The organism is Vagococcus intermedius (assembly GCF_029144185.1).
Classification (GTDB): domain Bacteria; phylum Bacillota; class Bacilli; order Lactobacillales; family Vagococcaceae; genus Vagococcus_D; species Vagococcus_D intermedius.
Genome location: NZ_CP110232.1, coordinates 322,606 through 339,000, shown reverse-complemented (window position 1 = coordinate 339,000; position 16,395 = coordinate 322,606). Strand labels below are relative to the sequence as shown.

Genomic DNA, 16,395 nt, shown 5'->3' with positions numbered 1-16,395 from the left:
TTATTTAGTTAATATTTTTTCGTTAAACATATTAATCGCGTCAGTTTCATACTGATTATAATCAAATACTTCATACTCTTTTTCAGACGTTACTACCTGTAATAATTTTTGTGCTAAACCATAGATTGTTGGTTCAACCAGTTCACCATATCCTTTTGCTAAAATAGCATTTGGACCAGGTATATCTGTTGAAACGACCTTAAGTCCTAAGGTTAACGCCTCTAAAACAACTAAAGCTTGCCCTTCATATTTAGACGTTAATACAAAAACATCGCAGTGTTTCATCAAAGCAAAAGGATTACTCATATGACCACAGAAATAAACATTTTGAGTCATTTTATGCCTTTTCACATAATTTTTCAGTCGTACCTCTAATGTCCCAGCACCCACCAGGTATAAGAAACTATTAGGTTGAGTTTCTAGAACCTCTTTAAAACTATCTAATAATAAATAATGATTTTTCTCTGGAGACAGACGACCTACTGTAATATAGTTGACGTTATCTTTAGATGGCCAAGGTAATCCATGTAACACAACATTTTCCATAGTCGGACTAAATTTCTTAACCATTAATTCTTTAGTCACGATTCTAGTTTCCTCGACTAATTCAACATCCTTAATAGGCTCGACTGTCACTTCTTCTAATAAATCATCTGATTCTAATATTTCTGGTTTAGTTTGAATCAACTGTGTTTCATCAAAATAGTTTTCATCTCTCTCAACTTCGACCATCACTATTTCTTCCATCTCAAATTTAATCGTTTTGAAATCTTCTGCCTTTTCTAAAATACCAGCGGCATCCAAATAATTAACAATATAATCCATCTTACCTTCTAAACGGTAACGTTTTTCAAAGTTCTTTTTATTTATAATGTAACTTGTTTCTGATACTGAAATCACCTTATCGAAAGTTTCATATAACGGAAAAACAGCCTGTAAGGGAATCTTGTGTGGCCGTCTTCCTTTAACTCTTTTTTCAGTTTCAGCTAACATATCACTATGTTGAAAAATAACTTTTTTAGTTGCATCACCAAAGGATATAAACGACGTCCAAAATGAACTATAACCACTAAAATCAATCTCAGTATCAAACGTCATATTACCAAATAAACGGCGACGCTCTTGATTAAATAATAATTTGACCGTTTCCTTATCTATCTTATTCCCTCTGATTCCGCGATTCAAATACATTTGGTATTTATAATATTCTTGTAAGGTGCAATTCATATCATCCAAACCAAAAATAATATTCATCTGTTCTGGCAAACGAGCAACCGTTTCCCATTTTTCTTTCTTAGTATTGCCAACACCGGTTAAGATAACCGTAACATTATACTTATCAAAATCTAATTGCTCTGATAAACGAATAAATGATTCTGTAATGCCATTAGTGAAAAAAGCACCTGCATAAAATAAAATATTTTGTTTAGTCGATGTTAGCTGATAAGCACGTCCCTTAGCTAATTCTTGATTTTTAATAATATAATCAATCACTCTTTCACTAACTTTACCATCATCAAATTTGGCATAACGGTCAATATAAACATCATTGGTACTCTCTTTCGTTTCTGCTGAAAGAATCCCCTCAGATAAGCTTTCGATATCTCCAAACTTACCTCCTGGTAAGTCGATTAAGTCTAAATAAAGTCCTCTTTTTTCTTTATAAACATCATAGTTCTTAAAGTAAAAATAAATCGGACGATTTAATGATAGATAATCAAAAAAGATACTTGAATAATCCGTAATCAACATATCGATGGCTGGTAATAATTGGTTAGTATCAATACTATTATCTACTAACTGAATATCTGATTCTAGGTTATTTATTGCATTAAATTCAAAGTAATGAACTTTCAATAAGACTTGATAGTCTTCTCCTAAACTCTCTTGTAATAACTGAGTATCTTCAATTAGTTTATTAATGTGATCACTTTTAGCTTTCCCTTTAGTCGCAAAATCATTGTAGGTTGGCGCATAAAGAACTGTTTTACGTTGTGGATCAATCCCTGCTAATTTCTGAACTTCTTTTAGCTCTGACTCCTTAATAAAATGAAAGTCAGTACGTGGAATTCCGGTTTCTAAAATCGTGCCTCTATAAAGGTTAGTTGCATCTTGCGCTTTTAAAATTGTGTCTGTAAAGAACTGTGATGGACTTATAAAGTAATCCGTATGTAGAATGTTTCTTAAAACATTTTTATGCGTGTCTCGACGATTAGAAACAATGTCTACACCAATTGTTTTATATGGTGTCCCATGCCAACTCATAATCATTTTTTGTTCCGCACGCTTTGAGAAAAACCAAGGGAAGGTTGTGTCTGTTACTAAATATTCAGATGTCGCTAATCCTTTGACATATTCTTTTGAATTTTTTATAACAAACATAACACGCTTATCTTTTGCATACTGCTTGGGAACACATGTCATATCTTTGACACCCCAGATAAACTTCCATTCATTAAAATAACTATCTTGATACATTTGTTCAAATAGCGCTAGGGCATTCCCTGTGACACTATCTCCACTATAGCCTTCTAAAAATACTGTTTTCGATACTATTGGTTCTTTAATAAAACCACTAAAAAACATCTTCCGTCTAAAGCTCTCAACGTTTTTAGCTTTTTTTAAAGGATCTAATACGAAATTAATTTTTCTTTTTAAAATCTTCTTATTCATAAGTTAATGGTCCCCCTACTACTTATCCTATATTTCTTAATAGGTTTTAACATTTTATGCTATAACTTTTTAATTATATCATACCACAATAAATTAAAATATCGGTAATTCCTAAAACAAAATAGATTAGAAAAAAGCTACCCATGGGTAGCTTTCTTCTAATCTAGGTCAGTTGCTTTTAACCAACCTGCTTTTAATTTATTATTTTGTTTATAACTTGTTTTATACCAAGTACCATAACCTGTTTCAGACACCTCTGTTACGGTTACTTTTGTTCCTTTTAGACCTGTTGTACGGCCTAAATTTTTAGCTCCTGGAGTGTACGCCCGGTTATATAACACGGCTGTATTCTTATTAATAGTCATCTGTTTAGTTATTTTTTTATTATTAATACTCTCAACCAATTCAGATTTTCTTAACCAGCCAACTTTTTTATTACCAGCCTGAGTATAGGCAACACGATACCAATCTCCATAACCTGTCAAAGCTTCTTCTGTTACAGTTACCACTTTATTTTTCATAGCCGTTGTTCTACCTAAATTTTTAGCTCCTGGAATATATGCTCGGCTATATAACACCGCCGTATTTTTAGTAATAAACATTTTTTTATTAACTTTATTATGCTTAATAAAATCAGCTAGTTCTGTTTTTCTTAACCAACCATCCTTTTTAACTCCGTTCACTGTTCCTAAAACATGATACCAGACACCACTAGGCGTTTCTGCTTGCTCTGTTACCGTCACTACAGTATCTTTCATACCAGTTGTCTTACCTAGATTTTTTGCTCCTTTGACATATGGTTTACTATATAATACCGAGGTTTCTCTTTTAACAAACATTTTATTATTCATTGTTTTGTGATTAATAAATTCTGAAAATTCTGATTTTTTCAACCAGCCTTTTTTTAATACCCCTTGATCTTCATAAGTAAACTCAAGCCATGTCCCATAACCATTGGTTACTTCTTTGGTAACAACTACATTTTGCTGATACATAAACTTAGTTGTTCCTACTCGGTTCATATCTTTTGTGTAAGGTCTTGGATAAATCCAGGCTTCTTTACTATTAATATAAAGAGTCGTATTTAACTCTTTTTCCGAAATAGTAACATCCTTAGAATCTTGTAAGGCTCTAGCATCAATAAATTTACCATTCCCTAATTCATAAACCTTCACACCTTCTGATGTTACCAGTTCATTCTCAACAAAGACATCACTCCCTTGAGGGTAGTACTTTTTAATCTGTGATAATTTTTCTGCGCCCTTAGTATGATAAGGTTTTGTATAGAAATAATACCCATCATCTACAACCTTATATTTTTTACCAATTTTTGTAGTAGAAACGATCGTCGCATATTCTTTTTTGTCTTCCTTAATATCTTTATATTTTTTTTGAATTAGTTCAAAGAATTGATTAATATCATATCCCCAACTAGCAAAATATTGAGTTGGATCTGAGTGGTCGGTTCCACCATAGTATTTACTCACACCGTCATGTGTAATGATCGTTCCTTCACCACCATTAGCATCTCCTAATGAAGGAGTTAGACCGTATAAATCTAACTGGGTCGCTACCCAAAAAGCATCATTATTAACTGATCTAGCAAATTCATCAAAACTATGCGCTCTTACTAATTCAATATGCATCATATAAGCATTGGCCACTGGGCCTGCTCCGTAACTAGCTGAATCAGTTGGAGCTGTCTCGATTATTTTATCACCAGAAGCATAGGCATGTACAAAAGCATTTTGATAGTTGTTGAACATATAGGTCACTTCATTTTCAATCGTCGAATTAGGATTAGCTGTTTCATGGATAACAACACCTTGAGGTGAGCCTTCAGCATAATTTAAAATTGGAGTAGAACCAAATCTTGAATCAATAATCATCTTAGGATTAACAAATCCTTTTTGGGCAATATATGAGTTAACATCTTGATAAGTAGTGGCTTGTCTTTGATTGATAGCCTCTTCTTCGTGATGGTCATGTGTTCCCGTCCCATTTTCCCCAACATACATTTCCATTTGTTCTGGTGTTAAGTTATCAATTTTTTTCTGAATTTCAGCACTTGGACTTTTAAATTCTTTTGCTGATTTAATAAGTGATTTTTTAGCTTCGACTTTTCTAGTTTCCGCTTTTTCAGCTTCGACTTTTTCGGCTTTGGCTTTTTCAGCTTCTACTTTTTCCGTTTCGGCTTTTTCAGCTTCCACTTTTTCGGCTTCGGCTTTTTCAGCTTCTACTTTTTCCGTTTCGGCTTTTTTAGCTTCGGCTTTTTCGGCTTCGGCTTTTTCAGCTTCCGCTTTTTCTGTTTCGGCTTTTTCAGCTTCTACTTTTTCCGTTTCGGCTTTTTCAGCTTCTACTTTTTCCGTTTCGGCTTTTTCAGCTTCTACTTTTTCCGTTTCGGCTTTTTCAGCTTCCGCTTTTTCTGTTTCGGCTTTTTCTAACTCACCAATTGTTTCAGCTAGCATCTCTGTCTTATCTGGAGAATTTTGACTTACATCGGTCAAGATAGCTAACATATCATCTGTCTTATCACTCATTTCTGCGCTATCTTCTAGATTTTCTTCATCTAATTCTGCAAAGAAATTTACCAATTCCTCTTTAATGTCATAATTAGCCTCCGTTGATAAATCTTCCTCTGTTAAATTAGTTAAAAACGGAATAATGACTTCCTTATGTAACATTAAAAATTGAATATCATCATTTTTATCACTTTCATTATTTTCTGAATAAACTGACGACTCAACCTCACTCGCAACTACTGATGATAGTGGCGTAACATGCCCTAATAACATTGTGGACATTAACAAAATACAACCTGTTTTTTTTAACATAAAATCTCCTTTTTCCTTTTTATTTAACTTTTATTTATGTGCTCTAATCAAAAATAAAGTTAGAGTAACTGACTTATTGGCGATTGATAGTGACGCAACAACAAGTAAAATCATTCACGAACACCTCTAATTTACGTCCCTATATTTTAACAAATGCTAGCCATGTTTACTATGGTTATTCTTCAATGTAATTTATCTGTAATATATAGTTAAAGTTGTATTTAAACTAGACTTAATAATAGAGTTAAACTTAACAAGTTTTATTAGTGTCATAAATTCACAAAAAAATGTTGTATTCATCACTGACTTATTAATAGAAAGTAGTACAGATAGGTAATATGCCCTCTTTTTAGATATTTACTTGGCTTTTTTATGCTCTAACGCTTAGTCTTAATGATGGAACTATATGTTGAAAAAGGGACTAAAAACAAAGCAAGTAGTTGACTTGATTTCATTAAATAAAAAATAGCAGCCTATCTGGCTGCTATTTTTTATTTAGTAACAGAATCTGTTTTTTTAGAGGCCTCTTTTAACTTTTTACGCATAATAATTAAAATAATTAATAAAAGTAGTAATAATAATAAAATAAAACCAATCATTAATTTCATTGTTAAACTCATATGTTCCACACTGATTGATTCTTTATTTAATGTCTTGGCAACATCACTCTTAATTTCAAATAATTCATCCCATTTCCAATCACCATAAGGAGAATTCACTTTGATATGGGCTGTATAAGTTCCTGCTTCATACCTATCTTTTCCCATTTCAATATAATGATGGAAAGTATTATTAGGCGCAAATGACATATTTTTTATGTTGTCTTGGTATAATACTTTTTTGTCACCTTTTTTAGTCACCCTCACACTGTAGTTGGCTTCAGGTAATAAATTATTAATAGGATTATCTAAACTAACTTTTAAGGCATTACGTCCCCCTATTAACTCAGGCATAACCTTGTTAAAGGTTAAGTCTGCGTCAATATTAGTTTCTGATTCAACCACAACTACTGGAATCGAATAAGAAAAAGCATTTTTGATCATTCCTTTAGCCTCTTTGTCAGGCTCTTGTTCTATTAATAAACCACCTAATAAGATACCCGGAAATTCTTTTTCTGGTAAGGGAATGCTAAATTTAATTTCTTTCTTTTCTTTTCCTTTCAATTCAAATTGTTCCGAGTAATTTGCCATTTTAGCTAAAGACCACTCTTTAGTTAACACTTTTTGATCAGCTGTATAATTCACAACCCCTTGATTATTTGTAGCGGCATCTTTCAGTTTTGTTTTTAATGAAATAGGGTGATCACTTTCATTTTTTACATCAACGGCTATTTCAACCGATTGCCCTGCTTCACCTTTTAATTTAAAATCTGTCTGCGACTCATCCATTTTCTGTTCGGTTTGTTTAATTGTTGGGGTGAAATTCAACTTATTTTCACTCGCTAGCACAGATTTCCCTAAACCAAAACTGGTTAAAGCAATTGCCAGAAGAACTACTTTCTTACTTATTTTTAACATTTTCTAAAACTCCTTCTTAATTAATAATAGCTAAAAAAACGAGACTTTAGGGTCTCGTTTTTATTTAAAATTATTTTGTTGTTGGTGCCATAAACCCAGCTTTTTCACTCACAATAGTACTACTTAAATTCCAATTTAAAGCGGCTTTATAGCTACCTTTACGGATTTTACCTACTTCAGATTGAGGGATAACCAAGTTAATCGCATCATCTTTTCCACCAGTAAGTTCTTCACCCTTCACTTTATCTGACATCCCCATTGACCATGTTCCACGAGCACCATCTCCATTTGCACTAACTAGTGTTTGTGCATCATTACCATCTAAGTCAATCATTTCTTTTTCCCAGACAGGTTTTTCAGTTGGCTCTTCTGAGCTGTTAGATCCAGTTGCCAAAATTGGGGCTGGTTTAAATGTAATCTTAGCACCTGTAATTTTATCTTTATCTGTTCTAGTGTTATCTTCAGATTCTGATACTTGTTTTTCTAATGCTGTTGTTTTAACTGATAATGTCCAATCAGGTTCATCTTCTCCACGTAAGTCAGAAACTTGAACGAAGTGTGCCAACTTTTGATCATTTTTTCTTAATACTGGTAAGACTAAATCACCGCCACCATTTTTAATTTCATTTGCACCAAAATCAAAGTTTGATGCCCAGTCAATACGCAACGCGCCCTTGCCACCTGTTTCACCGCCACCTTCAGGTGGTTCAACTTCTTCTCCAGGATTACCAGGATCAGTTGGTGGTGTTTCTCCCCCTTCATTTGGTGTAAAGCTTACTTCTGCTTTTGTTGAAACCTCTGTTGGTGATTTTTCATCCGCACTTACTAAAACTGTACCTGTTGTTCCTAAAATAGTTGTTGCCATTAATAAACCTAAAAATTTTGTCGTTTTCATCATTAATAACTCTCCCTTTGTGTCTTTTTTTTATTTTTATATAAATATCCAGATACCGCAATTAATACCGTACCTAATATTATAAGCAATTCATTACTTTTTTCGCCTGTTTGAGGCAAATACCCGTGTTCTTTAACATTAGAATCATCTAAATGTTGCCAAGAATCTTGCTTTAATCGTGGCTCATCTTGCCTCCATTTTGTCTGTTTATTTTTTTCTGAAGAAGTCTCTTTTGATAACGTTTCTGGACAATTTGGAACCAAGGTATTTTCTTCTCCATTTGGCTTCTCTTGTTCTCCCAACGTTCCTTCTCCCTCACCTGGTGGTAAAACGATTGGTGGAATAGGTGGGCTTATCGTTCCATCATTTAAAAATTCGATACTCGCAGTTGTCCCTACCTGATTTGACACATCTGCCAAACTAATTTCACTACCAAGTACTAAAGATAGGAAAGTGACTATAACTAGTTTTATTAGTTTCATCCCCACTACTCCCTCTCCTTAGGTTGCATAAATATTGTATTCTTAAAACTATCCGTTGATGGACTTAACTGCCAGTCTAGACATGTTTCATATTCATCTTCAGCTCGTGCCCAAACTGTATTTCTTTGAGCATGAAGCTGAATAGAATAGGTAGCATCTTCTGAGGAAATATCATTAACCTGTTCTTTCAACTCATGATTACTCACACTAAAACCCGTACCATTATGTAAACTACTCAAACTCTCTTGACCTTCTGCCGTTTTTGTACGCCCATACAAAGCAAGTTGATCGGCATTAAGCTTTAAGCTTTCCTTACTAAAATCGTCAGCTCTAACCGAAAGATTCCAACCATCGGCTGAATAACGTTGATCAGAAATAGTTACTTCAACTTTAGTAGTAGCATGATAGTGTTGATTTTGTAGAGACGTAATACTTGGCTTATATCTTAAAGGGCTTGCGCTAACAGACAACCCCAAACTGCCGTCACTCACCTTAATATTTAAACTCTCAGTTAATACAGTACTATCATCAAATGAAATGGTCGTTAGCAGCGCTCTTCCTTCTTCTTTAGAAGGGAAGTAGCCAAATTTAGTTATCTCACCTTCATCTATTTCTAAATTTTTTGTAATGTCTTTTACTACTTGTTCAGTCACATCAACATAATTGACTTTTAACCCTTTATCGATTAATTTCTTTTTAAACGCCAGTTTATTAATCATTTCACGCTTTGGCATTATTTCTGGTTTTGATAAACTTTCAGCTTCTTGAATAAGTTCTTGTGAGCTAAAATCGAACTCTTTTTTAGTTAGCATTATCTTATCAGCAACCACTATCAAACTGTCTTTGTTTAACTCTAGACTGTTACCGCGACTATCTTTAATCACTACTGATAGCGGTTTTTTTATAAACTCGCCAGTTTCATTTTGTTTTGACGCTTCTTTAACAGCTTCTTTAACAGCTTCTTCCCTAGTAAAAGTGGCAGTTAACTCATTAGTTTTAGCTTTATTGGTATCACTTAATTCTTCAACTAATAAATCAGGATCTGGTAGTTTTCCTACCAAAGCATAAGTCGGATCTTTCAACTTTCCACTTGGTGGTGTCGCATCTATAATTTTCCTAGGCTCGCTTTTGGCTAGTGACTGATTGTGATTGTCTAAAAGCTCGATTGTCACATTTTTCTCTGCTACCAATATCGCTTTAGCCAATGGTATCTCAATCACTTTGGCTTGACGCTCTTGTTCCGTTACTTTATGGAGAAGGGTCATAGCCTTGTTAGACTCATCAACTAAGCCATCGCCAGCAACTTTGACCTGGATTTGTTCCACAGAATCATCTACATCAAACCCTACTTTGAGACTTGTTGTTTTGGGATTAACTGGTTTCTTCGTTTCTGGATCAAGTATTTCAGGTACTTTTTCACCAGCTCTCAGCTCACGATTTAAATCAGTTAAGACTCCTTTAAACCTAATTGCTGCTGGTATTTCAGGTTTTTCTGCTTCAATTTTTAATGTCCCCATACCTTCAGATAACTCTAATTCTCCACTTTCAGTTTCGGCCTTTGTTACTGAGGTATTGACAATAGCTGTTCCTTTGGTTTCTTTTGGAACCTTTAATTTATATTTAAAGAACACTGATTTATCTACATTAGGATTCCACTCAGGAAACTTAGGATCATAAACCTTCGCTGTTATGATTTTACTACCCACTTTATGGTCGCCATGCCCTACATTTTTAGCAACCCCCTCTTGAGTCTCTTGAGTTACTTTTATGACGGTTGGCCTCACTACTTCAAGTAAGTCACCGACATTTGTTGAGACCTCAAGAGCTTGGTACTTACCCGTCAGACCTGGCATTGGTTTTGCTTCGACAAGAGCAAAGATAACATCATCTGGTTTAGCTGAAGTTATCTTATTAGCCGGAGTTGTCTCATCCGAACTGTAGAAAGTCGTTACGATTTCTTGCAAAACACTAGGTATAAGTAATTGTTTTTTCACGTCTGATTTATCATTGCCATCATGAATATAAAGGCGAACAGTGTGTTCTTTTCCTGAACTTAATTCCTCTTTAGGAATAACAAAACTATAAGGATTATAGACACCCTTCTTACCGGAAAGTTCTTCTTTTAACTCTTTAAAGTCTTCTCTATTGTCAGTGTCAATACCATAGTATAATTTGACCTTTTCACGTGTCCCTGAATACCATTCACCACTCACTTTGACATCTCTATCCTCAGTAAATCCTTGTTTTTCTTTATCCACAGTTACAATAGGTGCTGGATTTAAATCTCCAATCGCTACGCCATATCCTACATCAATATGACTTTTGGGCTTTAATAGTTGTGGCTGTTTTTTCATAATAAGCCCATTACCATTAACTGATTTCCCAATCAGGCTCCCTTGTGAGCCTTTTCCATATATATCCCAAGCTTCAGCTCCAGGTGACTCAAAATCAGCAAATCCTTTTTTACCATAGACTTCTTCGATTTCTCTAATATCCCCTGCGAGCCAATTATTTGGAGCTATCTGCTCTTCTAAATTAAACATATAATCTACTCGATGGCCGTTGTTTTCGAGATAAATCCCTTCCCTATTACCAATCATTCTAATCGCGACTTCTTTATCTTCTGGCTTAGGTTTAATAATATCAGCTAGCTTTAATGGAATATAATTTGCCATCGAAAACTGATCAAATGATTCATTACTGATATTCTCAATTCGATGTATCACCCTCAACCGAATTTTTTCAATTTGACCTTCGTTTCCCTCAACATGATAGGTTTCAGGATAAACAATTGTTGATAATTTCAATTTATCAAAAAATTGTTTTTCGGCTGCAGTTGTAAGTCCAGTCGCCTCAACAAAAAGCATACTGGCTTTTATAGCCATCGTATCTCCAATTTTTTGAGTAGATATAACATACTTATGATTAGGCCTAGCGGTATCTGGCTGAATACTTGATGGATTGCCCTCTCGTCCAGTAAAAACACCCCCACTTGTAAATAAGAAGGGCTCGACTTTCCCCATAGTTGTAACTGGTTCACGTACAATCGGAATATCAAAACTAGGCTTGCCATCAATCGCGTCAGTCAGGCTAATATTTGGCATCATTAAACTTGGACGTTGGCCCCCTCTTAATGTATTCTCACCAGATACATTATAATTGGTTATATTAAAAATATTTTTTCCCACATACATTGTCGGACCAAAATTATATTTTAAGAATTCTTTATCATTTAATTTAACAGCAGCCCATGGCATATCGTCCTTTTTACTATCTAAATCTACCCACTTGTCACTATCAAAATCTAAATCACTCGGAATAGCATTTGTACCGTTTTCTTCGCTTTTAATTTTAGTATTTTGATTTTTTTCTTTCGCTTTTTCTTTCGCTTCTGTTTCAGCTTTTTCTTTCGCTTCTGTTTCGGCTTGTTCTTTCGTTTCTGTTTCAGCTTTTTCTTTCGCTTCTGTTTCGGCTTTTTCTTTCGCTTCTGTTTCAGCTTTTTCTTTCGCTTCTGTTTCGGCTTGTTCTTTTGCTTCTGTTTCGGCTTGTTCTTTCGTTTCTGTTTCAGCTTTTTCTTTCGCTTCTGTTTCGGCTTTTTCTTTCGCTTCTGTTTCAGCTTTTTCTTTCGCTTCTGTTTCGGCTTGTTCTTTTGCTTCTATTTTGGCTTGTTCTTTCGCTTCTGTTTCAGCTTTTTCTTTTGCTTCTATTTCGGCTTGTTCTTTCGCTTCTGTTTCGGCTTTTTCTTTTGCTTCTGTTTCGGCTTTTTCTTTTGCTTCTGTTTCGGCTTTTTCTTTTGCTTCTGTTTCGGCTTGTTCTTTTGCTTCTGTTTCGGCTTGTTCTTTTGCTTCTGTTTCGGCTTGTTTTGTTAACTCACGTAATGCATCAGTAGCTCTTCCAAGTTTTGATTGAACTGAACTATCCTCATCCTCTGTTGCTATTTCAGTCAGTTTTAGCTTATTTTGTTGCTCGATTAGTTGCTCCTTTAAAGTAACCAATTCTTTTTTTAATTCCCTAGTTAACTTTTTATCCTGACTTAAATCAGATACTTTTTTCAACAGGTCGTCATATTGCTGAACTAATTCAGATTTAACTTCTTGATTTTGTTCTTGCGTTATCGCTTTGACTTCAATCGCACTAGGAAGTAATGTATTCAAACATAATACTGATGTCATTAAAAGAATTGCCTTCTTCATCTACTAACCTCCTATCTTACAATTATGTATCTCCCTTACTTGTAGATCTCTAAAAATAGATTACGCCAAAAGTATACATTTTTTTATAAAATTATACGTATCGTTTTTTGAACAATTTGGTTCAAAAAAAAAAAAATCACTTCAAAAGCAAAGTATAATGATCTTCAATTACTTCTATAACTCTTAATTCGGGATACTTTTTATTTAACTCTAGTAAGACATCTTTTTCACTGTAATTAATTGGAAATAACATTTTTCTTGAAACATAGCCCAGTTTAGAATCTATCATCACATCAAACGTCATAAATTCTTCGAATTGTCCTATTTTTAACAACATGCAACCCCCTCCAATATCCTAAAAAATAAAATCCAGTACTATTTAGTATAAATAATACTCATCAAAAAATCTGACCTTTTTTTGACACCACCCGTTCATTTTTAGGTCCAATACAAAACCAATTCGAAATAATAATTTTATACTTAATAATATTAGCTGAAAAGCTTACTATTACAACATTCTTTATTCTAATTAAAAACTAGTCTGTTTATTTTTTGCCGATTTTTAATAACTGATTTTTAGTTTTAGGCAAAAAAAAATAACCCTTTTCCTATATAATTAATCTTTGTTAATAATAATAATAAGGAGGATAACCCTTTGTTGGATTTACTTATTAAAAAAAACGAATATAATCAGTTACTTATCCTAGGTTCTGCCCTAAGTAATTATACTGTTTCAAAAAAAACGCTTGAATCATCATTAAATTTAACTCATGTTACACTCTCTCGTTATCTAAGAAATATTAATGCCGATTTACGTGAAATTTATCCCCAGCAAAAGTCTGTTTTAAAAGTTTCTGGTGACCGTTTTATTTTTACCCAGACTGATGACCAACCTGACTACGATGTTTTTCACCAATTATTACAACAATTTTTAAAAGGGTCTACTATATTTCAAACCCTCAAATCATTGTTACTAAAAAATATTCAAAAAACTGATCTTTTAATTGAAGAATTAAATATATCACAGAGTTATTTTAATAAAATAGTCAAAGAAATTAACCGTTACTTTGAAACCTGCCAAGTCCAAATCATTCAACGAAACAAACATATTTTTTTTGTTGGGAAAGAAACTCATATTTTATATTTAGAATATTTAACACGTCAATATATCAATAAGTTTACCAAACTACCTTGTGAGTGTACTCATTATTTCCCTGAATTAATTGAGGTTATTCGTGATCACAATATCTCTGATTTAAACGATATTCAATTAAATCGTGTCAAGGAACTTCATCATATTTTCAAAAAACGTAGCGAAAAATTGAGTCAGATAACTTTAGACGACCCTGAATTAAAAGAAATCTTACTTCTTATCGTGCAAGAAAATGATCTCTTGACTGATGATATCGATTTTTCTGATTTTTCAAATGATACTCGTCTATTTGCCAACCTTTTGGCTCGGTTTAGTTCCTCTCAATTAGAAGATACTCACATGAAATCTCATATTGGAAAAAAATTGAGTCAATCACCTACAATTTTAACAAAGGATTGTTTAGCATTTATTGACATTATTTCAGCTCAATTTTCAACTTCTTTGGATAAGACGGCTGATAGATATTTTGAATTTGTCTATATGGCTCACTTGCACTTTATCTACATCCGTTTGTTTGGCACTGACTTTAAAAAACAATTTACTTTAAAACATGCTGATATTTTTCAAACTACTTGCAAAAATCAAGACATTTACTATCAACTCATGACATCTTTAGAAGATCAAGCATTGTTCAATACCTTACACCCACTTAATCAAGAAATGATTTTAAAAAACAATTCGCTCTTTGTTGATGCTAGCTATACGGCTATTCGTACCTATTTAAAGACGAGTGTCACCATCAGCTTTGATTTTATCTATCGGTTATCCTTTGAATTTTTTATTCAGCAACAACTTCGAGAAATCTTTACTGAATCATCAGTTATCTTTACCTATAATTCAGAATTAGCCGATATTGTCGTCACAGATCACTTAGTTCCTGTCAAAAAAAATAGTAAACTATTTCCTTTTATTGACACTAACTCAGAAAAATCATTAGAAAAACTACTCGCTTTAATTACAACTGTCTACAGTAAAAAAACACTTTCCAAAAATATTGACTATTAAAATAATCAAAGTCCATTTATTTAGACTATATATTTAAATAAAACAATAAATTAGCTATACTAATGGCAATGGCTCATTCATTTCAATGTAAGGAGATAATAGTCAATGTTAGAATTACTAATAAAAAAAAACGAATACAACCAAGTTGTTATTTTAGGGTCTACCCTCCTAAATAACTATCAATCTATTGCAGAACTAGTTAAACAATTAGAAATATCTAAAAGTTCCCTCTTTAGATATTTAGCGGTTATTAATGAAGAATTTAAAAAAATACATCCAGTCACACCTTCTATTTCATCAGATGGCGTATTTTTACACTTAAACAATCCAGGAAGAATCCCTAAAAATAATTTATTTGTTAGAAGTCTTAAAACTTACTTACAGAATTCAACACAATTCAAACTACTCCTAGCCTTAAGCAACTCTCATAATCTTACGACCAATAATTTACTTGTTAAGCTACACATCTCACATAGCTATTTCAACAAATTACTAAAAGAGATTAACAACTATATTAAACCAACGCAAGTTTTTATTAGTCAACGAAATAATCGAACTTATCTCGATGGACCTGAAGTCAATTTAGTAGTTTTCAAATTACTTCTAAAAAATATTTTGTTCAGTTTAGAAGAAACAACTAATTTAAACAATGATTCTAAGAATCATTCAAGCCCCTTTAATACTAAAGTATTGAAGAGGCTTTCCTCAACGCAACAGAAATCACTCTATAATATAGAAGAAATTATTTCTGAACGTAAACAAGCTGGCCACTCTATTACAATCGATGAAGAAGAAATCAAAACTTCACTGACTATTTTAAAAAAACAGCATAATTTAGTCACAACAACTCGTCATGACTATTCACCTGACTTGGTATTATTTCTTAATTTAATCACACGCTTTGCTTTTCCAAAAATTGATGAAAAATTAGACCGCATCGCAATTGCTAAAGCTTTTTTAAAAGAACCGACTACCTTAACTCAGGATACACAAATTTTATTAACTGCCCTTGATAAGGCCTATGACATCAATTTAGTTCCTGGTTCACCCCTTTATTATGATTATTTTTATCAGGGGATGATGTCCTTTTTATATTTACGGGTTTTAAATTATAACTTCAATACCTTATTTACATTGCAAACCAATAAAATTGATGGCTTTTATATTTATAATCAATCAGATTACATCAAAATAAAAGAAATAGTCAATCTCCCCATTCCTTTTATAAATAAACAAAATGAACATGTTTTTCGTGAAAATAGTGAACTCTTTACCAGTTTGATATTTACAGCTATTCGAAGAAGAAAACACACCCAATTAAATGTCTATCTAGATTTCCAATCAGAGTTATCTTTTGAAACTTATTTGAAAAGTAGAATCAATACGACATTTCACCCTGGTTGTATTTACTACTGTCAAACCTTAGCAGAGGCAGATTTAGTTGTAACTAATTCATTAGTAGAAACAGCCCCTGATCAACCTGCTTTTATCTTTCTAGACATTAATTCTTCTTTTTCTATGGGACAGTTATTAGTTCGCTTAATGGAGTTATACACTAAGAAATTAATTACACCCAGGTACGAAGCCATCGTTCAAATTAATAGCCTCTATTAAACAAGTAGCTCTAAGCCTAGAGCTACTTG

The 16,395-nt window shown here is 33.1% G+C and carries 9 protein-coding genes; 2 read left to right on the top strand and 7 right to left on the bottom strand.

Annotated elements, in window-relative coordinates; all coding sequences use genetic code 11:
• The 7 genes from OL234_RS01540 to OL234_RS01510 all read right to left on the bottom strand — a co-directional run bounded on the left by OL234_RS01540 (nucleotide 1) and on the right by OL234_RS01510 (nucleotide 12,931).
• Nucleotides 1-2,673, bottom strand: coding sequence for a glycosyltransferase (locus tag OL234_RS01540; RefSeq protein ID WP_275469416.1), 2,673 nt, complete (start codon nucleotides 2,671-2,673; stop codon nucleotides 1-3).
• Between the two features lie 158 nt (nucleotides 2,674-2,831).
• Nucleotides 2,832-5,507, bottom strand: a complete 2,676-nt coding sequence (locus OL234_RS01535) for a GW dipeptide domain-containing protein (RefSeq protein ID WP_275469415.1) — start codon at nucleotides 5,505-5,507, stop codon at nucleotides 2,832-2,834.
• 491 nt (nucleotides 5,508-5,998) lie between these two features.
• On the bottom strand, nucleotides 5,999-7,024 hold the full coding sequence (locus OL234_RS01530) for a DUF3324 domain-containing protein (RefSeq protein WP_275469414.1): 1,026 nt from the start codon (nucleotides 7,022-7,024) through the stop codon (nucleotides 5,999-6,001).
• Between the two features lie 70 nt (nucleotides 7,025-7,094).
• Complete coding sequence (locus OL234_RS01525) at nucleotides 7,095-7,922, bottom strand: WxL domain-containing protein (RefSeq protein WP_275469413.1); 828 nt, start codon at nucleotides 7,920-7,922, stop codon at nucleotides 7,095-7,097.
• Nucleotides 7,922-8,401 (bottom strand): LPXTG cell wall anchor domain-containing protein, encoded by a 480-nt coding sequence (locus OL234_RS01520; RefSeq protein ID WP_275469412.1) that lies wholly within the window; start codon nucleotides 8,399-8,401, stop codon nucleotides 7,922-7,924. Before OL234_RS01520 ends, OL234_RS01525 begins: the two co-directional genes overlap by 1 nt.
• Nucleotides 8,402-8,406: 5 nt before the next feature.
• The gene (locus tag OL234_RS01515) at nucleotides 8,407-12,594 is read right to left on the bottom strand and encodes a hypothetical protein (protein WP_275469411.1); all 4,188 of its coding nucleotides are present in this window, start codon (nucleotides 12,592-12,594) and stop codon (nucleotides 8,407-8,409) included.
• A gap of 136 nt (nucleotides 12,595-12,730) precedes the next feature.
• Nucleotides 12,731-12,931, bottom strand: coding sequence for a hypothetical protein (locus OL234_RS01510; protein WP_275469410.1), 201 nt, complete (start codon nucleotides 12,929-12,931; stop codon nucleotides 12,731-12,733).
• Between the two features lie 318 nt (nucleotides 12,932-13,249).
• Here OL234_RS01510 and OL234_RS01505 point away from each other — a divergent pair, with 318 nt between their 5' ends.
• Together OL234_RS01505 and OL234_RS01500 are read left to right on the top strand one after the other, a co-directional pair.
• Nucleotides 13,250-14,752, top strand: a complete 1,503-nt coding sequence (locus OL234_RS01505) for a helix-turn-helix domain-containing protein (protein WP_275469409.1) — start codon at nucleotides 13,250-13,252, stop codon at nucleotides 14,750-14,752.
• A 105-nt stretch (nucleotides 14,753-14,857) separates the two neighbouring features.
• On the top strand, nucleotides 14,858-16,366 hold the full coding sequence (locus tag OL234_RS01500) for a helix-turn-helix domain-containing protein (protein WP_275469408.1): 1,509 nt from the start codon (nucleotides 14,858-14,860) through the stop codon (nucleotides 16,364-16,366).
• Nucleotides 16,367-16,395 lie beyond the last annotated feature (29 nt).

Bases quoted from the DNA above. Each gene is read 5' to 3' on its own strand.
- OL234_RS01540 (WP_275469416.1), bottom strand. From the start codon at position 2,673: ATGAATAAGAAGATTTTAAAAAGAAAAATTAATTTCGTATTAGATCCT.
- OL234_RS01535 (WP_275469415.1), bottom strand. From the start codon at position 5,507: ATGTTAAAAAAAACAGGTTGTATTTTGTTAATGTCCACAATGTTATTA.
- OL234_RS01530 (WP_275469414.1), bottom strand. From the start codon at position 7,024: ATGTTAAAAATAAGTAAGAAAGTAGTTCTTCTGGCAATTGCTTTAACC.
- OL234_RS01525 (WP_275469413.1), bottom strand. From the start codon at position 7,922: ATGATGAAAACGACAAAATTTTTAGGTTTATTAATGGCAACAACTATT.
- OL234_RS01520 (WP_275469412.1), bottom strand. From the start codon at position 8,401: ATGAAACTAATAAAACTAGTTATAGTCACTTTCCTATCTTTAGTACTT.
- OL234_RS01515 (WP_275469411.1), bottom strand. From the start codon at position 12,594: ATGAAGAAGGCAATTCTTTTAATGACATCAGTATTATGTTTGAATACA.
- OL234_RS01510 (WP_275469410.1), bottom strand. From the start codon at position 12,931: ATGTTGTTAAAAATAGGACAATTCGAAGAATTTATGACGTTTGATGTG.
- OL234_RS01500 (WP_275469408.1), top strand. From the start codon at position 14,858: ATGTTAGAATTACTAATAAAAAAAAACGAATACAACCAAGTTGTTATT.